Source organism: Rossellomorea sp. SC111 (genome assembly GCF_024733565.1).
Classification (GTDB): domain Bacteria; phylum Bacillota; class Bacilli; order Bacillales; family Bacillaceae_B; genus Rossellomorea.
This window is the reverse complement of sequence record NZ_JANIOC010000027.1, coordinates 1-23,634: the sequence shown is the minus strand read 5'-3', so window position 1 is coordinate 23,634 and position 23,634 is coordinate 1. Positions and strand designations below refer to the sequence as shown.

Annotated in this window: 21 protein-coding genes; 9 read left to right on the top strand and 12 right to left on the bottom strand. The window is 42.7% G+C overall.

The window, feature by feature from the left end; all coding sequences use genetic code 11:
- Positions 1-11: 11 nt before the first annotated feature.
- Positions 12-941 (bottom strand): mechanosensitive ion channel family protein, encoded by a 930-nt coding sequence (locus NQ095_RS22125; protein WP_258265503.1) that lies wholly within the window; start codon positions 939-941, stop codon positions 12-14.
- Positions 942-1,190: 249 nt separating this feature from the next.
- Between NQ095_RS22125 and yyaC the strand changes: the two genes are divergently transcribed.
- The gene (gene yyaC / locus NQ095_RS22120) at positions 1,191-1,811 is read left to right on the top strand and encodes a spore protease YyaC (RefSeq protein ID WP_258265502.1); all 621 of its coding nucleotides are present in this window, start codon (positions 1,191-1,193) and stop codon (positions 1,809-1,811) included.
- A 38-nt stretch (positions 1,812-1,849) separates the two neighbouring features.
- Here yyaC and NQ095_RS22115 read toward each other — a convergent pair whose 3' ends face one another.
- The 11 genes from NQ095_RS22115 to rpmH all read right to left on the bottom strand — a co-directional run bounded on the left by NQ095_RS22115 (position 1,850) and on the right by rpmH (position 12,030).
- The gene (locus tag NQ095_RS22115) at positions 1,850-2,563 is read right to left on the bottom strand and encodes a DUF554 domain-containing protein (protein WP_258265501.1); all 714 of its coding nucleotides are present in this window, start codon (positions 2,561-2,563) and stop codon (positions 1,850-1,852) included.
- A gap of 113 nt (positions 2,564-2,676) precedes the next feature.
- Entirely contained in the window at positions 2,677-3,516 is an 840-nt protein-coding gene (locus NQ095_RS22110; RefSeq protein ID WP_258265500.1) for a ParB/RepB/Spo0J family partition protein, read from the bottom strand.
- Positions 3,509-4,270: a ParA family protein gene (locus NQ095_RS22105; protein ID WP_258265499.1), complete on the bottom strand. Its 762-nt coding sequence runs from the start codon at positions 4,268-4,270 to the stop codon at positions 3,509-3,511. Before NQ095_RS22105 ends, NQ095_RS22110 begins: the two co-directional genes overlap by 8 nt.
- A 219-nt stretch (positions 4,271-4,489) precedes the next feature.
- Positions 4,490-5,353, bottom strand: a complete 864-nt coding sequence (noc, locus tag NQ095_RS22100) for a nucleoid occlusion protein (RefSeq protein WP_258265498.1) — start codon at positions 5,351-5,353, stop codon at positions 4,490-4,492.
- 117 nt (positions 5,354-5,470) lie between these two features.
- Positions 5,471-6,187 (bottom strand): 16S rRNA (guanine(527)-N(7))-methyltransferase RsmG, encoded by a 717-nt coding sequence (gene rsmG, locus NQ095_RS22095; RefSeq protein WP_258265497.1) that lies wholly within the window; start codon positions 6,185-6,187, stop codon positions 5,471-5,473.
- Between the two features lie 21 nt (positions 6,188-6,208).
- A complete protein-coding gene (gene mnmG, locus NQ095_RS22090; RefSeq protein ID WP_258265496.1) occupies positions 6,209-8,101 on the bottom strand; it encodes a tRNA uridine-5-carboxymethylaminomethyl(34) synthesis enzyme MnmG in 1,893 nt (630 codons plus the stop codon).
- Positions 8,102-8,157: 56 nt separating this feature from the next.
- On the bottom strand, positions 8,158-9,543 hold the full coding sequence (gene mnmE, locus NQ095_RS22085) for a tRNA uridine-5-carboxymethylaminomethyl(34) synthesis GTPase MnmE (RefSeq protein ID WP_258265495.1): 1,386 nt from the start codon (positions 9,541-9,543) through the stop codon (positions 8,158-8,160).
- 269 nt (positions 9,544-9,812) lie between these two features.
- Positions 9,813-10,430: an RNA-binding cell elongation regulator Jag/EloR gene (gene jag, locus NQ095_RS22080; protein WP_258265494.1), complete on the bottom strand. Its 618-nt coding sequence runs from the start codon at positions 10,428-10,430 to the stop codon at positions 9,813-9,815.
- Entirely contained in the window at positions 10,427-11,215 is a 789-nt protein-coding gene (gene spoIIIJ / locus NQ095_RS22075; protein WP_060674626.1) for a YidC family membrane integrase SpoIIIJ, read from the bottom strand. Before spoIIIJ ends, jag begins: the two co-directional genes overlap by 4 nt.
- Positions 11,216-11,355: 140 nt before the next feature.
- Complete coding sequence (rnpA, locus tag NQ095_RS22070; RefSeq protein WP_258265493.1) at positions 11,356-11,730, bottom strand: ribonuclease P protein component; 375 nt, start codon at positions 11,728-11,730, stop codon at positions 11,356-11,358.
- Between the two features lie 165 nt (positions 11,731-11,895).
- Positions 11,896-12,030 (bottom strand): 50S ribosomal protein L34, encoded by a 135-nt coding sequence (gene rpmH, locus NQ095_RS22065; protein ID WP_034764748.1) that lies wholly within the window; start codon positions 12,028-12,030, stop codon positions 11,896-11,898.
- Positions 12,031-12,974: 944 nt separating this feature from the next.
- Here rpmH and dnaA point away from each other — a divergent pair.
- The 8 genes from dnaA (at position 12,975) to NQ095_RS22025 (ending at position 23,322) form a co-directional block, all read left to right on the top strand.
- Complete coding sequence (gene dnaA / locus NQ095_RS22060; protein ID WP_061811179.1) at positions 12,975-14,318, top strand: chromosomal replication initiator protein DnaA; 1,344 nt, start codon at positions 12,975-12,977, stop codon at positions 14,316-14,318.
- A 206-nt stretch (positions 14,319-14,524) separates the two neighbouring features.
- A complete protein-coding gene (gene dnaN / locus NQ095_RS22055) occupies positions 14,525-15,661 on the top strand; it encodes a DNA polymerase III subunit beta (RefSeq protein ID WP_258265492.1) in 1,137 nt (378 codons plus the stop codon).
- Positions 15,662-15,845: 184 nt separating this feature from the next.
- Entirely contained in the window at positions 15,846-16,064 is a 219-nt protein-coding gene (yaaA, locus tag NQ095_RS22050; RefSeq protein WP_034764734.1) for a S4 domain-containing protein YaaA, read from the top strand.
- Positions 16,065-16,081: 17 nt separating this feature from the next.
- Positions 16,082-17,200 carry a DNA replication/repair protein RecF gene (recF, locus tag NQ095_RS22045; protein WP_258265491.1) on the top strand — a complete coding sequence of 373 codons (1,119 nt, stop codon included), beginning with the start codon at positions 16,082-16,084 and terminating at the stop codon, positions 17,198-17,200.
- Positions 17,201-17,209: 9 nt separating this feature from the next.
- The gene (gene remB / locus NQ095_RS22040; protein WP_258265490.1) at positions 17,210-17,464 is read left to right on the top strand and encodes an extracellular matrix regulator RemB; all 255 of its coding nucleotides are present in this window, start codon (positions 17,210-17,212) and stop codon (positions 17,462-17,464) included.
- Between the two features lie 42 nt (positions 17,465-17,506).
- Positions 17,507-19,435, top strand: a complete 1,929-nt coding sequence (gene gyrB, locus NQ095_RS22035; RefSeq protein WP_258265489.1) for a DNA topoisomerase (ATP-hydrolyzing) subunit B — start codon at positions 17,507-17,509, stop codon at positions 19,433-19,435.
- A gap of 120 nt (positions 19,436-19,555) precedes the next feature.
- Positions 19,556-22,090 carry a DNA gyrase subunit A gene (gyrA, locus tag NQ095_RS22030; RefSeq protein WP_258265488.1) on the top strand — a complete coding sequence of 845 codons (2,535 nt, stop codon included), beginning with the start codon at positions 19,556-19,558 and terminating at the stop codon, positions 22,088-22,090.
- 149 nt (positions 22,091-22,239) lie between these two features.
- Positions 22,240-23,322: an HD-GYP domain-containing protein gene (locus tag NQ095_RS22025; protein WP_258265487.1), complete on the top strand. Its 1,083-nt coding sequence runs from the start codon at positions 22,240-22,242 to the stop codon at positions 23,320-23,322.
- Positions 23,323-23,634 lie beyond the last annotated feature (312 nt).

The following is a 23,634-nucleotide window of genomic DNA, read 5'->3' as shown; positions in this document are numbered from 1 at the left end:
GTTACTCCTCCTCATTCGCTTTCAAGTCTTCTTTGTTTCTCTTCACGGTGGTGAAGCTCTTCTTCATCTTTTCGTGAATACATCACCATACGAGGGAATGGAATTTCAATACCATGTGCATCCAGGCAAAGTTTCACTTCTTTCCTGATCATCCTAGCCATATACCAGTGCCTCATTGGAACCGTTTCTGCAACGATCCGGATGACGACATCTGAAGCGCCAAGGGTTTGAACCCCTAACAGTTCTGGGGGATTCACAAGATCTTCGTACTTTTGTGGTAAAGAGAGGAGAAGTTCCTGCATCACTTTCTCGGCTTCTTCTATGTTTTCTTCATAGGCAATACTGACATCCACAACGGCAATACTGTTATGGATGGAGAAGTTCGTTACTTCCGTAATATTCCCATTGGGGAAGATATGCAATTCCCCGGTCCAGCTTTTGATTTTGGTAGTCCTGAGACCGATTTCTTCAACGGTTCCCTCTGCGGAGCCGATGCGCACATAATCGCCAACGGAAAATTGATCCTCGAAGATAATGAAGAAACCGGTTATGATATCACGAACCAGATTCTGCGCCCCGAAACCTACGGCAAGACCGACGATCCCGGCACCGGCGATGAGTCCTTTCACATCGATATCAAGCGTCGATAAAATGGTCATCAAACTGATGAAATAGATCACATAAGTCAAGACGTTCTCTAATAGCTTGGATAAGGTGGCTTCCCTACGTTCAGTGAACTTAAGAGGGGAGCGGGAACGTACTTTGAATACGTTTCGTATGGCCGATCTTCCCAACCTGAGTGCAATATAGGTAATGACCATAATCGCAACAATCTTCAAAACACCTGTACCCAGGGACATCCACATTTCATTATCTATCAGTTTCTCAGCAGTTTTATCAATAGTGTCATCTAGCTTAGCTTTTGTATCATTCGCACTCATATACCGAACCTCCACTTATCATTCAATAAGAAGTATTCCTTATTTTATCAACTTTCCCTCTCCTTGTGTAGATATAACCTCATAATAGATTGTTTGCAGGAAAATTTTTATTTTATGAAAAATCGGGCCAGCTTATGTATGAAAAATAGAATTCGTCCGTATACTGATAGTACTTAAAATTCTGACTGGGATTTAAGGGGACGGCGGGCGCAAAGTCACCTCTTAAACTCATCCAAAGGAGTGGAAGCGATGAATCTGAAAAAAGGATTATTTGAACGAAGACCTGAACCTTTTAGAGTCCTTCATCAGGAAGAGGGTGCAGCGCAGGAGCTTTCAGTTCATTTGTCATCAATGCTTCCCACTTATTATCGTACAAGACCCATTGTGTTTGTCTGTATCGGCACCGACCGCTCTACAGGGGATTCACTGGGACCTTTGGTCGGTACATTAATAGAGGAACAGGATATCAAACCATTCCATGTCTATGGAACATTGGATGACCCGATCCATGCTGTCAATCTGGAAGAGAAGCTCAAGGAGATCTCTTCGAAACATATCAATCCCTTTATCATAGGTGTGGATGCGTGTCTCGGACGATTAAAGAGTGTTGGTGCCATTCAGTTGAGTGAAGGTCCCTTACGACCAGGAGCCGGAGTAAATAAAGAGTTGCCTGAGGTCGGGGAAATTCATTTGACCGGTATTGTAAATGTCAGTGGGTTTATGGAGTTTTTTGTCCTACAGAATACTCGTTTGAATCTTGTGATGAAAATGGCGAAGACGATTGCCGAAGCGATTGTGCTGGCAGGTCATTCTGTGGAACGGAGAAATGCCGTCAGCATTGAAAAATGGCGGGAAGAAATGCAGCAATAAAGAAGGGAGATGGTGTGTTCCGCCATCTCCCTTTTTGATTACAAATACGTATGATAGGCGTGGATGATTCCGACCACCATGGCCACCACGATGATTCCTGGAAGTAAATTGGCGACTCTTATTTTCGTTACACCCAGGAGGTTGAGACCAATCGCAAAAATCATGATGCCTCCTGTTGACGTCATTTCGACAATATACGCGTCCATGAGCTCCTGTGGGACCCATTGATGGATTTGCGTGGCGAATAGGGCGATGATCCCCTGATAAAGGACGACTGGAATGGCTGAGAACATAACACCGATCCCGAGGGTCGTCGTTAGGATTAATGAAGTAAACCCATCAATGATCGACTTGGTCAAAAGAACATCATGATCTCCTCTGATCCCGCTATCCAGCGCACCGATAACGGCCATGGCCCCAATGACAAAAATCAGGGTCGCAGTGACAAAGCCTTGAGATATGGACGTTTCATTTTTGCTGCCGATCTTTGTTTCCAACCAGTTCCCAAGGGCATTCAGCCTGTCCTCGAGATTCATCCACTCTCCCCAGGCCGCACCAAGGGCAAGGCTGATGATCACGATGAGAAAATTCTCGCTTTTCAATCCCATCTGTAAGCCAAGAACGATAACGGCGAGTCCGATCGCTTTCATGACCGTTCCCTTCATATCTTCTGGTATGCGGTGCAGGATCTTCCCGAGAAGCGTCCCGATGATAATACATACTCCATTTACTAGCGTTCCTAAAAGTACCATGACGTTTCCCCTTATGATTATTTCCCAAAGAATAGTATATGTACCATATGGAAGAGGACTGGCTTAAATGGCATGAGATATACCACTTAAGTCAGTCCCTTTTTACAATGATGTTACTGCAATAATTCCAAAATCCGATCCAGGTCTTCCTTTGAAAAGAATTCCAGTTCGATTTTCCCTTTTTTCTTCGATTGTGTAATCGTTACGGTTGTACCGAAGCGCTCCCGCAAGAGCGACTCCTGTTCCTGGATGAAGACATCTTTTCTCTCGGTCTTTTTTGTTTCACGTGGAACATTGTCATTGGCTTCTTGAATGATTTTTTCTAATTGACGGACGTTTAATGTTTCTTTAAGAATCCGATTGACGATCATGGACAGCTTCTTTTTATCTTTCAATCCTAGAAGGGCACGACCATGTCCCATCGACAGGTTACCTTCAGAAATAAGTTCCTGAACGGGTGAAGGGAGGGAGAGTAAGCGAATATGGTTCGCGATATGGGGTCTGCTCTTCCCTAATCGTTTCGCCAGTTCTTCCTGTGTAAGATTCAATTTATCCATCAGCATTTGATAGGCTGCGCCTTCCTCGATCGGCGTCAGGTCCTCACGTTGAAGGTTTTCCAACACCGCGAGTTCCATCATTTGTTGATCATTCAATTCACGCACTACAACGGGAACTGTCGCTAACTTAGCCGCTGTCGCTGCCCGATAACGGCGTTCACCGACTACAATCTCATATCCCTTAATGGACTTGCGGACAATGATCGGTTGAAGGATCCCGTGTTCCAGGATCGATTCTTTCAATTCTTCGATTGCCTGCGGCTCAAAGATCTTTCGTGGCTGATAAGGGTTCGGCCTTATTTCTTTCAGACTCACTTCCTGGACAGACTCTTCATTTTGCGTTGTTTGCATATTGGTAAAGAGAGCATTGATGCCCTTTCCTAAACCTTTAGCCATTCGCCACCACTTCCTTTGCCAGTTCTAAATAAACTTCTGCTCCCCTGGATTTCGGATCATAGATGATAATCGGTTCACCATGACTGGGTGCTTCACTTAAACGAACATTACGTGGGATAATTGTGCGATACACTTTGTCTTGAAAGTATTTTTTCACTTCTTCGATGACCTGGATTCCAAGATTGGTCCTGGCGTCAAGCATCGTTAACAATACACCATCAATCATAAGATCATGATTCAGATGCTTCTGTACTAAACGGACCGTACTTAACAGCTGACTTAATCCCTCGAGGGCATAATATTCACACTGGACCGGTATGACGACAGCATCTGAAGCCGTTAACGCATTGATCGTCAATAGACCCAATGAAGGAGGACAATCGATAATGATATAATCGAATTCGCCTTTTACCTTCTCCAGCGCTTTCTTTAAACGGACTTCACGGGAGATGGTCGGAACCAATTCAATTTCTGCTCCGGCAAGTGATATCGTTGCAGGGACAATCGATAAGTTCTCCACTTTTGATTGTTTAATCGTGTCTTTAACGTCTACATCATCCACCAACACATCATAGATACACTGTTGTACATCGCCTTTTTCAACACCGACACCACTAGTGGCGTTTCCCTGAGGATCGATATCTACGAGTAAAACCTTTTTCCCTATATAAGCTAAACAAGCCCCCAAGTTGACGGATGTCGTGGTCTTTCCCACTCCACCCTTTTGGTTTGTAACGGCTACGATTCTGCCCAAGGTTGTCACCTACCTTTTGACTTCCTAAAATTGATTTCATTTTTTCACAGTATTCTTTTATTCTATCAAAATCCCGGGATAATTGTCTGTCAATTTTTTAAAAAGAAACCCGTTTCCACAAATAGGAAGGAATGTTGATCCTTGTTACATCTATCTTCGTTTCGCAATAAAAAAAGTGAGAAACGGATCGGATATGTTTCTCACTTTTAGACTAGGAATCTATTTTTTTTTTGGAATACGAATGGTGAATTGATAGAATTCCTCGTGCTCTTCTTCTTCTGAGTCGAGATTGATCCCGCTATCGGATACCATGGACAGCGATTGTCGGATCGTATTCACAGCAATTCTCATATCCTTGCTGAATGCCTTCCGTTTAGGCTTCGGCTTTTGAGTCGTTCCTTCTTGCATTTTCACAACCCGGTCTTCGGTCTGTTTGACATTCAAGCTCTTTTCAATGATTTCTTGAAGGAGCTGGATCTGCTTTTCAGAATTCTTCAGAGGAATCAAAGCCCTGGCGTGACGTTCAGTGATTTGTTTATCTAGCAGAGCTGATTGAATTTCTTCTGGAAGCTTTAGGAGACGAAGCTTGTTCGCCACGGTTGATTGTCCTTTTCCTAAGCGTTGAGCAAGGGCTTCTTGAGTTAGATCATGTAATTCCAACAGTTTTCCATATGCGATTGCTTCCTCTATAGGAGAGAGCTCTTCTCTTTGTAAGTTCTCAATTAATGCGACAGAAGCTGTTTCTGTATCATTAAGATTCTTCACAATCGCAGGTACGGTTTCCCAGCCAAGCTTTTGAACAGCTCTGTATCGCCGTTCACCCGCAATGATTTCAAACTGTTCATCATCGTATTGTCTCACCACGATCGGTTGGATGATGCCATGAGTATGAATCGTTCTGGATAACTCTTCTATCTTTTCATCATTAAACACAGTCCTTGGTTGAAAACGATTCGGGATGATTTGTGAGACCTGTATCTTCCTCACTTCATCACGATCTTCTTCCACTACAATTGACTCTTCAGATTCAACATCTTGCTCCTTTTCACCTAGGCCAAAAAAACGAGAGAAAGGATGCTTCATCTTCCTACACCACCTTTAAGAAACTCCCTTGATTAATATTCTCTAAAATATGTCAAATTCCTGCCTTCTGCATATGCCGATTATACCATGACTGATTAAGGCAGGAGAGTGACCATACTATTCTAACGGTAATTTATTCGGTGTCCCGGGTTTTCTGGGATATTTATTAGGCGTTTCTTTCACTTTATTAATCTTCACGATATTCCGCTCACTTTCCTCTTCAGGAAGAACGAAGGAATACATTTTATCCGTTTGTCCACCAAGCGTTCCGATGGCTTTCTTTGCATTGGACAGCTCTTCATTCACATTCGAAGCCTTCATGGCGACAAATGCTCCACCTTTTTTCACAAGCGGCAGGCATAATTCGCTTAAAACGGACATTCTGGCTACGGCTCTTGCTGTAACCATATCATATTTTTCACGGTGAGCCTTGTTTTTTCCAAATGTCTCTGCACGATCATGATAAAAATGGGTATTTTCAAGTCCAAGTTCATCCGACAAATGATTTAAAAAAGTGATGCGCTTGTTCAAGGAATCAACAATCGAGATATGTAGATGGGGGAAGCATATTTTAAGCGGAATACTTGGAAAACCGGCACCGGCACCCACATCACACAGAGATTGAACTTCCGTGAAGTCAACATAAAATGCTGCACTGATTGAATCGTAAAAATGCTTTAAATAAACATCTTCCTTGTTCGTGATTGCCGTCAAATTCATTTTTTCATTCCATTCAACAAGCAATTCATAGTAGCGTTCAAACTGATCTAATTGCCTGGAAGAAAGGGAAATCCCCTTCTCCTCAAGCATTGATATAAATTCATTTACGTTCATGAAATTTTCCTTCCTTTACCTCTATTGAACACCGGATACTTTGGCGATTTTCCCCTGCTCGATATAAACCATTAAAATGGAGATGTCTGCGGGATTCACGCCTGAAATGCGGGATGCCTGTGCAAGAGAAAGAGGCTGGACCTCGATTAATTTCTGTCTTGCTTCAGAAGCTAACCCGCTGATCGCACCGTAATCAATATTCTCAGGAATTCGTTTATTTTCCATCTTCTTCATTTTATCGACCTGTTGAAGGGATTTTTCAATATAACCTTCATATTTCACCTGGATTTCAACTTGCTCCTCTACGTCGGGATCAAGCTCGATATCGCTTGGGACGAGTGTCTTAATATGGCTGTAAGTCATTTCAGGGCGCTTCAGGAGATCAGCAGCCAGTATACCGTCTTTCAACTCGCTTCCGCCTGCTTCACGGATAACCCTTTGCGTTTCTTCAGTCGGCTTGATGCGGACGGTTTCAAGTCGCTTTTTCTCTGCTGATATCGCTTCTTTCTTCGCCGTGAATCGTTCAAAACGATCATCTGAGATCAATCCGATCTTATGACCGATATCCGTTAAGCGAAGATCGGCATTGTCATGACGGAGCAACAAGCGGTATTCCGCGCGGGAAGTCAGAAGACGATACGGTTCGTTCGTCCCTTTTGTCACAAGGTCATCGATCAGTACCCCGATGTAAGCGTCTGATCGGCTTAAGATCACCTCGTCTTTATCAAGGGCACGGCACGCAGCATTGATTCCGGCCATCAATCCTTGACCAGCCGCTTCTTCATAGCCGGATGTTCCATTGATTTGCCCTGCGGTATACAGGTTTTTAATTTTTTTCGTTTCAAGGGTCGGCCATAATTGCGTCGGTACGATGGAATCATACTCGATTGCATAACCGGCACGCATCATTTGGACTTTCTCAAGACCCGGAATGGTCTGCAGGATTTTTTGCTGCACATCTTCAGGCAGGCTTGTCGATAATCCTTGCACGTACACTTCCTGAGTGTTTCTTCCTTCCGGCTCAAGGAAGATCTGATGACGCGGCTTGTCGTGAAAGCGTACGACCTTATCTTCAATGGAAGGACAGTAACGAGGTCCGGTTCCTTTGATCATACCTGAATACATTGGCGAACGATGAAGATTGTCGTCGATTAATTGATGAGTCAGTTCATTTGTATACGTCAGCCAGCATGGAAGTTGATCTGTGATGTATTTTGTCGTTTCATAGCTGAATGCACGTGGAACATCGTCACCTGGCTGAATTTCCGTTTTCGAATAATCGATCGTCGAGCTATTGACCCTCGGCGGTGTCCCGGTTTTAAACCGTACCGTATCGAAGCCAAGCTCATGCAAATGATCAGATAGTCTGATGGAAGGCTGTTGGTTATTGGGACCGCTTGAATATTTCAGGTCTCCCAATATGATTTCTCCACGAAGGAAGGTACCTGTCGTGATGACAACCGTTTTGGCACGGTAAGCAGCACCTGTCATCGTGACGACACCTTTACATTCATCATCTTCAATGATCAATTCCTCAACCATTCCCTGCATCAAGGTCATGTTCGGTTCGTTTTCGATTGTCCGTTTCATTTCATGTTGATAAAGGAATTTATCTGCCTGTGCCCGTAATGCACGTACAGCAGGACCTTTTCCTGTATTCAACATCCTCATTTGTATATGCGTTTTATCTATATTGCGTCCCATCTCTCCACCGAGAGCATCAATTTCCCTTACAACGATCCCTTTGGCCGGTCCACCGACCGATGGATTACACGGCATAAAGGCGACCATATCAAGATTAATGGTGACCATTAACGTTTTTGCTCCCATACGTGCAGAAGCAAGTCCCGCTTCTACCCCGGCATGGCCAGCACCAATGACAATGACATCATATTGCCCTGCGTCATATTGCATGGTTTATTATTTCCTCCTTGTAGGACGGATAAGTCCCATCCTCATTATAATAGTGTTTATTTTCCTAAGCAGAACTGAGAAAACAGCTGATCAATCAGGCTTTCATGAACGCTGTCCCCGATGATTTCACCTAATAGCTCCCACGTTCTCGTCAGATCGATCTGCGCAATATCAATCGGTGTCCCCATTTCCACGCTGTCGATCGCTTCATTGATCGCAAGGGATGCCTGGTTGAGCAAAGCGATATGACGGCTGTTGGATACATATGTCATATCCCCCGCTTCGATGGATCCCGCAAAGAATAAGGATGAAATGGCTTCTTCCAGTTCATCGATTCCCTGTTCCTCCAGTAATGCCGTTGTCACCAACTGATGATGTGCGGAAAGTTTTCTTACCTTATCTATATCAATCTTCTGAGGCAGATCGGTTTTGTTCACGATGACAATGACGTCCATTCCTTTCACCGCTTCAAATAACTGTTCATCCTCAAAGGTTAATTCATCTGCATAATTAAGCACGAGTAAAATTAAATCGGCTTCCTTCAACACCTGTCTCGAGCGTTCCACGCCAATCCGTTCCACGATATCTTCGGTCTCACGAATCCCCGCCGTATCGACAAGACGGAGCGGTACACCCCTTACATTGACATATTCCTCGATCACATCACGTGTTGTCCCGGGGATATCCGTCACGATGGCTTTATTTTCGTGAACAAGACTGTTTAAGAGGGAGGACTTCCCTACATTGGGCCGTCCGATAATCACCGTAGAAAGACCTTCCCTTAAAATCTTCCCTTGCTCGGATGTGCGAACCAGCCGGTCGATTTCATCCCGGACGTGCTTGGATTTTTCCAGAAGGACGTTATGCGTCATCTCTTCTACATCATCATACTCCGGATAATCGATATTCACTTCGACATGGGCAAGTGTTTCAAGAATTTCCTGACGGAGCTTCCTGATTAAATTGGACAGACGGCCTTCCATTTGATTGAGGGCTACATTCATAGCCCGGTCGGTTTTAGCCCGAATAAGATCCATCACTGCTTCAGCCTGAGAAAGATCGATTCGGCCATTCAGGAAAGCCCGCTTCGTGAATTCACCGGGTTCTGCAAGTCTCGCACCGTTTTTCAAGACCAGCTGCAGAACTTTATTCACCGACACAAGTCCTCCGTGACAGTTGATCTCGATGATGTCTTCCCGGGTAAATGTCTTCGGACCTCTCATCACAGAAACCATGACCTCTTCCACCACTTGATCGGTGTCGGGATCAACGATATGTCCATAATGAATGGTATGGGAGGCAAATTCCTTCATGGAACTCCCTTTCATTCCCTTAAAGACTTTATCACCGATATCGAATGCGTGGTCACCGCTCAAACGGACGATGGCGATCGCTCCCTCTCCCATCGGCGTGGATATCGCTGCAATTGTATCGAATTCCATTATGTTCACCTCTCTTATAGCTGATCTATCTATATGAAATATTGTAGAAAGTAACGTTTCCCCAAATTAATAGAATATCACAATCCGTTTTAATACTAAAGAAAGGAAACCCTTTGTTCGTCACCAAATAATGTTATCCACAAAGATAACATCTCATCTCTATTATTTTAACTTATCCACATGTGAATAACAATAAACCGGGATGAAAATAAGATTCAACACGGCGAAGCAATAAAAAAAAACGATCCCCCGAAAGGAATCGTCTTTCATTATTTTGGTGCAATGACAATGTATCGATTAGGTTCTCTTCCCTCTGAATGGGTATCGACCCTTTTGGAATCCACTAAAGCGCTGTGGATCACTTTTCGTTCATAAGAGGGCATCGGTTCCAGTGAAACAGAGCGATTGGTGCGCAGTGCCTTGTCTGCCAAACGTTCCGCAAGCGTTGTCAGCGTCTGTTTCCGTCTTTCCCGATAGTTTTCGGCATCCAACAGAATCGTGATGAACTGACCGGATACCCGATTGGCGACCAATTGTGACAAATGTTGAAGAGCATTCAACGTTTGTCCTCTTTTTCCAATCAATAGAGCCATTTTTTCACCGGAAATGTTGAACTCTACATCTCTTCCATCCCTTTTCACTTCTATGGTTGCTTCCACGCCCATTTCACGTGCAACGGATAGGAGGAAATCCTTCGCTTCCTCTACCGGATCAACCGCTTTCTTCACTTTGACGGCTGCCGGCCTACCGCCGAACAATCCGAATAAACCTTTTTTACCTTGATCAATGACGTCGATCTCTGCTTCTTCTTTGGTGATATTCAGTTGAGACAAGGCTGATTCAATGGCTTCTTCCACCGTTTGACCAGTCGCTTCTACTTCTCTCACTTTTTCTTTCCTCCCGAATTCCCACCAGCTTTAGCTGCTTGCGCTTCTTTGATTTCAGGTCCTTTAACAAAGTATGTCTGAGCAATCATGAATAGATTTCCGACTACCCAGTAAAGGGATAGTGCTGCAGGGAAGTTAATCGCGAAAATGATGATCATGACCGGCATGATATAAAGCATCATCGCCATCTGCGGATTTTGATTCGCTGTACCCGCCATCATTAATTTTTGTTGGATGAACGTGGTTAAACCTGCTACTAAAGGTAGAATATAGTACGGATCCGGATTCCCGAGATCGAACCATAAGAAGTTATGCGCTTTAATTTCCTGCGTTCTGACGATCGCATGGTAGAAACCGATCAAAATCGGCATTTGAACGATCAATGGGAAACAACCCGCTAACGGATTCACCCCGTGACTTTGGAATAAAGCCATCGTTTCCTGTTGAAGCTTTTGCTGAGTTTGTGCATCTTTCGAGCTATATTTTTCACGCAGTTTTTTCATTTCAGGTTGTAATGTCTGCATGGCTTTTGAATTTCTCGTTTGCTTGATCATCAATGGCAGAATTGCCGTACGAATAAGCAATGTAACAATCACGATCGCCAATCCATAAGAACCACCCATGAACTCCGCAACCATTGTAATTAATTGTGATAAAGGATAGACAATGTATTCATTCCATATTCCACTACTATCAGATGTGATCGGCTTATTGTAATCTGTACAACCTGATAGAATAGCCATTAGCCCAATGATTCCCACCAGGGCTATAATTCTCTTTTTCACCCTTATTTTCCTCCCAACTAATATCTTTCAAATAAAATGTAAACAAGTACCATCATTCCGTACTAAAAAAGTACAATCCCTCGTATTGTAACATCTTTTTTGAGGCTTGTGATGACGAAACCTGTCATTCTCTCAAAATGTTATGACTTCTTCCTCTCATATTTGCCATAAGAAGACCTTTTCAATACTTTTCCTCTTTTTAATACATGGGTGAGACTCCCCTTCACCTCATGGAAATTCATTTCGGCCGCCGGTTTTCTGGCGATGATAAGATAGTCGTACTGATCGTGAACCTCTTCTTGTAATTCTAAGAAAGCCTGCCTTACATAACGCTTGATTTGATTACGGCAAACAGCATTCCCGATTTTTTTACTAACGGAAATTCCGATTCGAAAAGGCTGAGGCTCTTCCTTCTTTAATAGATACAAGACGAATTGACGATTCGCGAAGGATGTTCCTTTTTTGAATATTTCCTGGAACTCTTTATTTTTCTTTACTCTTTGCTCTTTCCGCATGGACCACACCTAATTTTCATTTTTGTCTTGATCTAACCTTGACATTATTGGCTCATTCATATGAATTTATAAGTACTTTTTCCTGTAAACCAAAATACGAACGAGCCAAATCGTCTTTTCTCATAATAGAAAGGAAAAAAAAGACCACTGAGTCAGTTCAGTGGTCTAGGCAGATAATACTTTTCTTCCTTTGCTGCGACGGCGAGCTAAAACATTGCGTCCGTTTTTAGAGCTCATGCGTGCACGGAAACCGTGATTCTTTTTTCTTTTGCGGTTATTTGGTTGAAACGTTCTTTTCATCTATGACACCTCCCTGAAGGATATCTTTAAAAAGTTAAAGACATTCCTCACTATTATAAAGACGGTACCCATAAAAAGTCAACACTCAGATTATTTTTCTTTTAATGTGTTCGTTTGCTAACCCATTATTCTTTAAATTAGCGAGTGCTGGTTGATTTCCGCTCCAGTTGCTCGCTTTCCGCGGGGCGTGAGTTGAGCCTCCTCGGGCTTCGCCCTGTGGGGTCTCAACTTTCCCGCGTTTCCCGCAGGAGTCGAGCAACTTCCGCTTCAATCAACTGTATTAGTTTTTGCAACCATCTAAAAATAAAATCGCCTTTGTACTTTATTAATCAGTCTTTATTTATCCCTTATAACTTTTCCTGATCTAATTACATACCTTCAATGAAAGATCTTCTTAATAAACTACGTAACTTTTTGTTTACAAGATTTCGTATGATCGTGAAGTTCCTCCGAAAGCACCTCAAATTAATTATCCCTTTTTATCCTTCTACAAATCCTATCCGATTTTTCTATCCAAGGTGCCTGTGGATAGGATTCGACATGGTTTTAAATTATCCACAACACATATTGACAACTTTTTCACAAGTTCTTGGGTTGTGGACAATTTCATTCCACAAGGTGTGGGGGGTTGTGGATAAAATATAAAAAGCATTGCACCTCTAAGGATATTTTGATATGATTATTGTGTTTTCACTCTTGATAACTGTGTTCAAGGAAATAACTTATCCACAAAGTGTGGATATCATGTGGGTAACTTATACAGAGGGTTTGTAAAACGTTGTCCACAAGTGGTGGATAATGTCGAAAAACCATTTTCCTTCCTTATTATATATTTTTCCACATTCAACGAATTGTATTTTTATAAAATAGCGTGAGTTTAAGGAATGTATCATGCGTAATGATTGTACAGATGTTATACAAACTAAGAAAAGGAGGGATCAGGATTGGAGAATATCGGGGATCTTTGGAGCAAGGCCTTAGAAAATATTGAAAAAAAGATCAGTAAACCAAGCTTTGATACTTGGTTGAAATCAACTAAGGCCCATTCCATTCAAGGGGACACCCTTGTGATTACAGCTCCAAATGAATTTGCACGAGATTGGCTTGAAGGCCGTTACTCTCAGCTAATCTCAGGGGTTTTGTATGATATTACAGGCGAAGAACTAGTCGTGAAATTTATCATTCCTCAAAACCAGGAGCCGGAAGAGTTTGATATTCAAATACCGCCAAAGTCGATGAAAGATGATGATCAGCAGGATATCAATCAAAATATGCTGAACGCAAAATACACTTTCGACACGTTTGTTATCGGTTCGGGCAACCGGTTCGCCCATGCCGCTTCATTGGCTGTAGCTGAAGCACCTGCCAAAGCCTATAATCCCTTGTTTATTTATGGGGGAGTCGGCCTTGGAAAAACTCACTTGATGCATGCCATCGGCCATTATGTACTCGAACATAATCCCGCTGCAAAAGTGGTTTACCTATCATCCGAAAAATTCACAAACGAATTCATTAACTCCATCAGGGATAATAAAGCAGTCGATTTCCGCAATAAATACCGTAATGTTGATGTTTTATTAATTGATGATATTCAATTTTTAGCTGGTAAAGAACAGACACAAGAGGAATTTTTCCATACTTTTAATACCTTACATGAAGAAAGCAAGCAAATTGTCATTTCCAGTGATCGGCCACCGAAAGAAATTCCGACACTTGAAGATAGACTTCGTTCCCGCTTCGAATGGGGGCTTATCACAGATATCACACCACCGGATCTCGAGACGAGAATTGCGATTTTACGAAAGAAAGCAAAGGCTGAAGGACTGGATATACCAAATGAAGCCATGCTTTATATAGCTAATCAAATCGATTCCAATATTCGTGAGTTAGAGGGCGCATTGATCCGTGTCGTCGCGTACTCTTCTCTTATAAATAAAGACATCAATGCAGACCTTGCAGCCGAAGCGTTGAAAGATATCATCCCGAGCTCGAAGCCAAGGGCGATCACCATCCAGGAAATTCAACGTGTCGTTGGTGAGCACTTCAATGTGAAGCTTGAGGACTTTAAAGCGAAGAAACGAACAAAGTCCATCGCATTCCCTAGACAAATCGCCATGTATCTATCCAGGGAAATGACGGATTCCTCCCTTCCGAAGATCGGGGAAGAGTTTGGCGGACGTGATCACACGACTGTCATTCATGCTCATGAGAAAATCAGTACATTACTAGGAACGGATGCACTTCTTCAGCAGCAATTGAAGGAAATTCGTGAAACATTAAAGGCCTGATTCTACACACAACCAAACTGGATAATGTGAATAACTCCGACTAACTAGCACACAGTCTGTCCACATGTGGATAGGCTGTGTTTACGTTCGATTCACACACTTATCCACATATCAACAGGCCCTACTACTTCTATTACTATTTTTTAAATAAATTATTAGTATATGATTCAGTCCATAAAATTATGTGCAAATTGGAGGAATAAATCATGAAATTTGTTATTCAAAGGGACCATCTTGTCCAGAGCGTCCAGGACGTCATGAAAGCTGTCACATCAAGAACGACGATTCCCATACTGACAGGGATCAAAATCATTGCCACTGAAGATGGAGTCACTTTGACAGGCAGTGATTCCGATATCTCGATTGAATCTTTCATCCCAAGTGAGGAAGAGGGTACTGAGATCGTTGGTATCATGGAAACAGGAGGCATTGTTCTCCAGGCGAAATTCTTTAGTGAGATCGTAAAGAAATTACCAAAAGACACGGTTGAGATCGAAGTTCAAAGTCATTTCCAAACGGTCATCCGTTCAGGACAGGCAGAATTCAATTTAAATGGTCTGGATCCTGAAGAGTATCCGCATCTTCCCCAAATTGAAGAAGGAAACGGAATTAAAGTTTCCACGGATCTTCTTAAAACAATGATTAGACAAACCGTATTCGCAGTGTCCACCTCAGAAACACGCCCCATCTTGACAGGTGTAAACTGTCAGATCGAAGACGGGGAGTTGAGCTGTATTGCAACAGATAGTCACAGACTTGCGATGAGGAAAGCACCGATTGAAACCAATCATGATGCTTCTTACAATATTGTGATACCCGGGAAGAGCTTAAATGAGCTGAACAAGATCCTTGATGATACGGATGAACCCGTTGAAATCGTCATTACGGAAAACCAGGTCCTGTTCAAGGCAAAACATTTATTATTTTTCTCAAGATTATTAGAAGGGAACTACCCGGATACCAGCCGATTGATTCCATCTGATACGAAAACAGAACTGACCCTTAATACAAAAGAATTTTTACAAGCGATCGATCGTGCATCGCTACTGGCGAGAGAAGGACGGAATAACGTGGTGAAACTTTCGACGCTTGATGGCGGAATCATTGAAATTTCATCGAACACGCCTGAAATCGGGAAGGTCATCGAGCAGGTGGAAAGCCAATCGATTGAAGGGGAAGAACTGAAAATCTCCTTCAGCGCGAAATATATGATGGACGCGTTAAAAGCCATTGAAGGAACCGAAATCCATGTAAACTTCACCGGAGCGATGAGGCCGTTCGTATTGAAGCCCCTTCATGACGATTCCATTCTTCAATTGATCCTTCCAGTAAGGACGTACTAAAAGACAAATGAGCCAACACCTTAGAAAAAGATCAGGTGTTGGTTTTTTTATTAGCTCCGCAGAAAGCGGGCACCTGCAGCGGAAATCAACTACAGATCCTTCTCCATTTTTCGTTAGTTGTGACTTAACTCCATTTAGAGTAAAATAAGATATTAGAGACTTTATACGGAAAGTAGTGATTTTAGTGGCGAAAGAGATCACCATAGAAACAGAAATCATCACATTGGGTCAATTCCTGAAGCTTGCTGAAGTGATTCAGTCCGGTGGGATGGCGAAATGGTTCTTAAGTGAATATGAAGTATACATAAACGGGGAACAAGACCAAAGAAGAGGGAGAAAACTTACGGTGGGTGACAAAGTTGAAATTCCTGAAGTAGGGGTCTTTGTGGTTGCTGGAGAATAATAAAGGGTGTTATGTCCATGTACATTGAACAATTAGAATTAAGAAACTACCGTAATTACGAGTCGATCGACGTGAGTTTCGAAAATAAGGTGAACGTCATCCTTGGAGAAAATGCCCAGGGGAAGACGAATATCATGGAGTCTATCTACGTCCTGGCAATGGCTAAATCCCACCGGACCTCAAATGATAAAGATTTAATCCGTTGGGACCAGGAATATGCTAAAATAAAAGGTAGGATTCAGAAATATAACGGTGGATTACCTTTGGAGCTGATCCTGTCCAAAAAGGGGAAAAAGGCGAAGAGTAATCACCTTGAACAATCTAAATTGAGTCAATATGTCGGGAATATGAATGTGGTCATGTTTGCACCTGAAGATCTTCATTTGGTAAAAGGGAGCCCTCAAGTCAGGCGCCGTTTTATCGATATGGAAATCGGTCAGGTTTCTCCTGTTTATTTACATGATATCAGCCTTTATCAGAAAATATTACAGCAACGGAACCATTACTTAAAACAGTTGCAAACGCGAAAACAAAAAGACCAGACGATGCTTGATGTCTTGACGGAACAGTTCATCGAGATGGCGGTGAAAATTACGAAGAAACGATTTGAGTTCGTTCAATTGTTGGAAAGTTGGGCGAAACCGATCCATTCAGGGATTTCAAGAAACTTAGAAACGTTGGAAATCGTATATAAACCGTCTTTGAATGTATCAGATAATCAAGAATGGTCAAAAATGGTAGATATATATGAGCAGAAATTTGATGGTATCCGTGAACGGGAAATTGATCGGGGTGTGACCCTGGTAGGACCGCATCGGGATGATCTTCAATTTATTGTGAATGGACGGGATGTTCAAACATTCGGGTCACAGGGGCAGCAACGGACAACGGCCCTCTCAGTAAAACTTGCAGAAATCGAACTGATCCACTCTGAAATCAAAGAGTATCCGATTTTACTTCTGGATGATGTTTTATCTGAACTCGATGATTATCGTCAATCTCACTTATTAAATACCATCCAGGGGAAAGTTCAAACCTTCGTGACCACGACCAACGTGGACGGAATTGATCATCAAACCTTAAACGAGGCCACTACGTTCGAAGTAGAAGCCGGATCCATGAAAAGATTGAAATGAGGTGTTACCTTGTACATACATGTTGGAGAAGATGTCATGGTACGTACAGATGAAATCATCGCCATTATTGATCGAGACACCGTTCAATTTTCAGAGGAAATTCAACATTTCCTAAAAACGAAAGATAAAAACCTTTGCAATCTCGCAAAGGGTTCATATAAATCTCTTGTTATCACAACAGGCAAGTTGTATCTTTCACCACTGGCATCAAGTACGTTGAAGAAGCGATCAAAGAAATACTCAAACTATGAGAATTTATTATAGAAATATAAAGCCCTGAAGGTTAGAAAGTGTAGGTGAATCAGTATGGCTATAGAGCAAAATCAAGCGCAAGGCGGCTCCTATGATGAAAATCAGATTCAGGTTTTAGAAGGTTTAGAGGCCGTTCGGAAAAGACCGGGTATGTATATTGGATCAACAAGCAGCAGAGGTCTGCATCACTTGGTGTGGGAAATCGTTGATAACAGTATTGATGAAGCATTAGCCGGACACTGCAGCGAAATAGAAGTCATCATTGAAGAGGATAACAGTATAACTGTAACGGATAATGGACGTGGTATTCCTGTCGGTATCCACGAAAAAATGGGACGACCTGCCGTAGAGGTCATCATGACGGTCCTTCATGCCGGCGGTAAGTTCGGCGGCGGAGGATATAAAGTATCCGGAGGTCTGCACGGAGTAGGGGCATCGGTTGTTAATGCCCTTTCCACGGAACTTGAGGTACATGTCCATCGTGATGGGAACATCTACTACCAGAAATTCGAAAAAGGTGTTCCGAGCTTCGACCTTAAAGTGGTAGGAGAAACGGATAAGACCGGAACAATCATTCACTTCACACCAGATCCTGAAATCTTTTCTGAGACGACGGAATACGATTATGACACACTAGCAAACCGTATTCGTGAATTGGCGTTCTTAAACAGAGGGATCCAAATCAGCATTGAAGATAAGCGCGGCGAAGGGAAAAGAAGGGACTACCATTATGAAGGTGGAATCAAGTCCTACGTTGAGCACCTTAACCGTTCGAAAGAAGTCATCCATGAAGAACCGATCTACATCGAGGGTGAGAAGGATGATATCACCATTGAAATTGCCCTTCAATACAATGACGGTTTCGCAAGCAATCTTTACTCATTCGCCAATAACATCCATACGCATGAAGGTGGAACCCATGAGTCTGGATTTAAAACGGCGTTGACCAGGGTCATCAATGATTATGCCCGTAAAAATAATGTATTCAGGGAGAATGATGCGAATCTTTCAGGGGAAGATGTCCGTGAAGGATTGACAGCCATCATCTCGATCAAACATCCTGACCCTCAGTTCGAAGGTCAGACGAAAACAAAACTTGGGAACTCAGAAGCAAGGACGATCACAGATTCCCTTTTCTCAGAGCATCTGGAAACATTCTTACTTGAAAACCCGGTTGTCGCACGAAAAGTCGTGGAAAAAGGCCTGATGGCTGCCCGTGCCCGACTGGCTGCGAAAAAAGCAAGGGAGCTTACCCGCCGTAAGAGTGCCCTGGAAATCTCGAGCTTACCTGGTAAACTGGCTGACTGTTCATCCAAAGATCCAAGCATCAGTGAAATCTATGTGGTTGAGGGTGACTCAGCCGGTGGATCGGCCAAACAGGGCCGGGATCGTCATTTCCAGGCCATCCTGCCTTTGCGTGGTAAAATCATCAACGTAGAAAAGGCACGTCTTGATAAGATCCTTTCTAATAACGAGGTCCGTGCGATTATTACAGCTCTCGGGACAGGGATTGGTGAAGACTTCAATCTGGCTAAAGCAAGATACCATAAAATCGTGATCATGACCGATGCCGACGTTGATGGCGCTCATATTCGTACGCTATTATTAACGTTCTTCTATCGTTACATGAGAAATATCATTGAAGCAGGCTATATCTACATCGCTCAACCTCCTTTGTACAAAATACAACAAGGGAAGAAGATCGAGTACGCCTACAATGATAAGGAACTGGATCGCATACTTGCAGAAATTTCCCCGACGCCTAAACCTGGAATCCAGCGTTACAAAGGTCTTGGAGAGATGAATCCAGAGCAGCTTTGGGAAACAACAATGGATCCGGAAACAAGGACCCTGCTGCAGGTAAGTCTCCAAGATGCGATCGAAGCCGATGAAACCTTTGATATCCTGATGGGTGACAAAGTAGAGCCGAGACGTAACTTCATTGAAGAAAACGCTGCGTACGTTAAGAATCTGGATATTTAACGAAAACATTTTTATTAAATAGTACAGGATAGATCACGTGCTATCCTGTCTTTTACATAGCGGACAAGGTAAAGAGTGAGAAAGGTATAAATCTTTCTTTAAAAGGAGGTCCCTTTTACTATGGCAGAAACACCAAGATCGAATGTTAAAGAGATTAATATAAGTAGTGAAATGCGCTCGTCTTTCCTGGATTATGCGATGAGTGTCATCGTTTCACGTGCCTTACCAGATGCACGTGATGGCCTGAAGCCCGTCCATCGCCGTATTTTATATGCGATGAATGACCTCGGCATGACGTCTGACAAAGCATACAAGAAATCAGCCCGTATCGTCGGTGAAGTAATCGGTAAGTATCACCCTCATGGTGACTCTGCCGTTTATGACACCATGGTTCGTATGGCACAGGATTTCAACTATCGCTATATGCTGGTTGACGGTCACGGTAACTTCGGTTCTGTGGACGGTGACGCTGCAGCGGCCATGCGTTATACAGAAGCACGTATGTCCAAGATCTCTATGGAACTCATTCGTGATATTAATAAAGACACAATTGATTATAAAGATAACTATGATGGCACTGAGCGGGAGCCGGAAGTATTGCCTGCCCGTTTCCCTAACCTTTTAGTAAACGGTTCTTCAGGAATCGCCGTAGGGATGGCAACGAATATCCCTCCCCATAATCTTGGAGAGGTCATCGATGGAATCCTTGCATTAAGTAAAGATCCTGATATTACGATTCAAGAGCTGATGGAATTCATCTACGGACCTGATTTCCCTACTGCCGGTCTGATTGTAGGAAGAAGCGGGATCCGTCGCGCTTACGAAACGGGTAAAGGTTCCATCACCATGCGTGCCCGCGTGGAAATCGAAACAAAGAGCAATGGAAAAGAAACGATCATCGTCCATCAAATCCCATATCAGGTGAACAAAGCGAGACTCATTGAGAAGATCGCGGATCTGGTCAGGGATAAGAAGATTGATGGTATCACCGATCTCCGTGATGAATCGGATCGTAATGGTATGCGCATCGTCATTGAAGTAAGAAAAGATGCCAATGCTAACGTACTGCTAAATAATTTATATAAACAAACAGCCCTTCAAACAAGCTTCGGGATCAATCTTCTGGCACTTGTAGACGGCCAGCCGAAGGTATTGAACTTGAAAGAATGTCTCTATCACTATCTTCAGCACCAACGTGTAGTCATTCGCCGAAGAACGGAATTTGAATTGCGTAAAGCAGAAGCAAGGGCTCATATCTTAGAAGGTCTGAGGATTGCCCTGGATCATATTGATGAAATCATTGCCCTTATCCGCGGCTCACAAACAACAGAGCTTGCGAAACAAGGTTTGATGGAGAATTTCTCATTATCAGATAAACAGGCACAAGCGATCCTGGATATGCGACTTCAACGTCTAACCGGTTTGGAACGTGAAAAAATTGAAGATGAGTATCAGGAATTAGTGAAGCAGATTGCAGAATTGAAAGCGATCTTAGCAGATGATGAAAAAGTTCTCGAAATCATCCGTGAAGAACTGATCGAAATCAAAGAACGCTTCAATGATGAAAGAAGATCTGAAATTATAGCGGGTGGAATCGAGAACATCGAGGACGAAGACTTGATTCCTAGAGAGAATATCGTCGTTTCCCTCACCCATAACGGTTACATCAAGCGTCTCCCGGTTTCTACCTACCGCAGTCAAAAACGTGGCGGAAGAGGGATTCAGGGTATGGGTACCAATGATGAGGATTTCGTTGAACATCTATTGACAACTTCTACACATGATACAATCCTCTTCTTTACGAACAAAGGGAAAGCATATCGTGCAAAAGGATATGAAATTCCAGAGTTCAGTCGTACTGCGAAAGGACTTCCGATCATCAACCTGCTTGGAGTGGAAAAAGATGAGTGGATCAACGCCATGATCCGGGTCGAAGAATTTGTGGACGATTGGTATTTATTCTTTACGACGAAGCAAGGGATATCCAAACGGACACCGGTCTCCGATTTCGCCAATATCCGTACGAACGGGCTGATCGCCATCAACCTTAGGGAAAATGACGAACTGATTTCCGTCAAACTGACCGATGGCAAAAAAGATATGATCATCGGAACGAAGCAGGGTATGTTGATCCGTTTCCCTGAAACAGACGTCCGTTCCATGGGAAGAACAGCCACTGGAGTAAAAGGGATCAACCTCAGCGAGGATGATATCGTTGTCGGTATGGAAATCCTTGAAGACAAGAGTGATGTCTTGGTTGTCACGGTAAATGGTTACGGAAAACGTACTCCAGCCAGTGAATATAGAGTCCAAACCCGTGGTGGTAAAGGATTGAAGACATGTAATGTGACTGAGCGCAATGGAGAACTCGTCTCTGTCAAAGCCGTCACAGGCGAAGAGGACTTAATGATCATCACCGCCCATGGTGTCCTCATCCGTATGGACGTAAATGACATTTCCACAACGGGACGTAACACTCAAGGGGTCAAGCTGATCCGTCTTCAAGAAAGTGAATTTGTTTCAACCGTCGCCAAAGTTGAAAAAGAAGATGAAGAAGAAACGGAAGCGCCTGTCGAATCTGTTGAAGGAATGGAACAGGAAGACTTGGAAGAACAACCAGCTTCTGATGAGGCCATTGAAGATACAGAAGAATAAATAATAGAGTAAGCTATTTTCAGTAATGGGTGTCCATTCTGGAAATAGCTTATTTTTTATAGGAGACCTATTTATTTTTTGAAAATAACAACTATACCTCACCGAATTTGGTAAAATAAACTAAAAGAACAAACGTGAGGTGTGTATAGTTGAAGGTCCATCGCGGGGAAATACAATTAGGCTGCATCGTAGCAGAAGATATCATGGGAATGGCAGTAAACCCGATCATTCCGAAGAATACAGTGCTTGAAGAAGAACATTTGAATATCCTTCAAGCATTCCATATCAACGAGTTATACATAGAGAAAACAAAAGCCGACGGGAATCCATTCAAGTCACCGCTCTCTTCTGATAAAGCCAATCAGGAGGAGACAGATTCTCAGGAGACAACAGGGTTTGTAGACCTTTATTTAACAACAGTAAAGGAATACAAGAAGGAATTCGTGAATTGGCAGTCGGGTACGGCCGTTAACGTGGCAAGAGTGAGAGAACTCATACTCCCCGTTATTCAACAGGTGGAACAAAACCATATATATATCTATTCCCTTCACCACTATTCAACGAAGAAAGATTATCTCTATCATCATGCGGTCTCAGTCAGTATCATCAGTTCTTTAATAGGAAAGAAAATCGGTTTACAGTCTGGACAAATCAATCAACTGGCATTAGCTGGGGCACTGGCTGACTGTGGGATGGCCAAGGTGAGCCCCCACATATTATTCAAGGAACAGCCACTGACAGAAAGTGAATTTAAAGAAGTAAAGCTGCACACGGCAAATGGGTATAAGATGGTCAAAGACACTCCACTATTAAAATCGGAAACGAAGCTTGCGATCTTTCAACATCATGAACGTTTTGATGGAACAGGATATCCTGCATCCGAAAAGAGCGAACGTATCCACCTCTATTCACAGATTGTCGGGATTTCCGACATGTTTCATGCCATGACATCAGAAAGAATGTACAGAAGCAAACAGCCGATCTTCAAAGTATTGGATATGATCAGCAAAGACTTGTTTGGTAAATTTGATATAAAAGTAGTGGAAGGACTCCTTCAATTAATGGGGGACTTAAGAACAGGTAACCGGGTTAAGTTATCCACCGGAGAATTTGGAGAAGTCATATATACCAAACCGAACGCCTTCACCAGTCCGATCGTTAAACTAAAGACAGATGAAATAGTAGATTTATCTCAGCAAAAGGACATCTATATTACAGAGGTTTTTATTTAAGATCTCTCCGATTTAGCTTCCGAACGAAAAAAGTTGCAGGTCAATAAAGTGACCTGCAACTTTTTAACATTTACCTCTTGCAAACTTGTTTAATAGTGTGTATACTATTATTTGTTGTCCGAAAGGCATTACATAATTATCAAGAAAATAACTTTTCTAAAATAATAAAAATACCTTGACGATAATAGATTTAAATGGTATATTATAAAAGTCGCTTCAAACGAAGTGCGAACACATTGAACCTTGAAAACTGAACAAAACAAGACAATACGTCAACGTTAATTCTAGATTTATTTTAAAGAGCTATTCAAA

Bases quoted from the DNA above. Each gene is read 5' to 3' on its own strand.
- NQ095_RS22125 (WP_258265503.1), bottom strand. From the start codon at position 941: ATGAGTGCGAATGATACAAAAGCTAAGCTAGATGACACTATTGATAAA.
- yyaC (WP_258265502.1), top strand. From the start codon at position 1,191: ATGAATCTGAAAAAAGGATTATTTGAACGAAGACCTGAACCTTTTAGA.
- NQ095_RS22115 (WP_258265501.1), bottom strand. From the start codon at position 2,563: ATGGTACTTTTAGGAACGCTAGTAAATGGAGTATGTATTATCATCGGG.
- NQ095_RS22110 (WP_258265500.1), bottom strand. From the start codon at position 3,516: ATGGCTAAAGGTTTAGGAAAGGGCATCAATGCTCTCTTTACCAATATG.
- noc (WP_258265498.1), bottom strand. From the start codon at position 5,353: ATGAAGCATCCTTTCTCTCGTTTTTTTGGCCTAGGTGAAAAGGAGCAA.
- rsmG (WP_258265497.1), bottom strand. From the start codon at position 6,187: ATGAACGTAAATGAATTTATATCAATGCTTGAGGAGAAGGGGATTTCC.
- mnmG (WP_258265496.1), bottom strand. From the start codon at position 8,101: ATGCAATATGACGCAGGGCAATATGATGTCATTGTCATTGGTGCTGGC.
- mnmE (WP_258265495.1), bottom strand. From the start codon at position 9,543: ATGGAATTCGATACAATTGCAGCGATATCCACGCCGATGGGAGAGGGA.
- rnpA (WP_258265493.1), bottom strand. From the start codon at position 11,730: ATGCGGAAAGAGCAAAGAGTAAAGAAAAATAAAGAGTTCCAGGAAATA.
- rpmH (WP_034764748.1), bottom strand. From the start codon at position 12,030: ATGAAAAGAACGTTTCAACCAAATAACCGCAAAAGAAAAAAGAATCAC.
- dnaN (WP_258265492.1), top strand. From the start codon at position 14,525: ATGAAATTTGTTATTCAAAGGGACCATCTTGTCCAGAGCGTCCAGGAC.
- recF (WP_258265491.1), top strand. From the start codon at position 16,082: ATGTACATTGAACAATTAGAATTAAGAAACTACCGTAATTACGAGTCG.
- gyrB (WP_258265489.1), top strand. From the start codon at position 17,507: ATGGCTATAGAGCAAAATCAAGCGCAAGGCGGCTCCTATGATGAAAAT.
- gyrA (WP_258265488.1), top strand. From the start codon at position 19,556: ATGGCAGAAACACCAAGATCGAATGTTAAAGAGATTAATATAAGTAGT.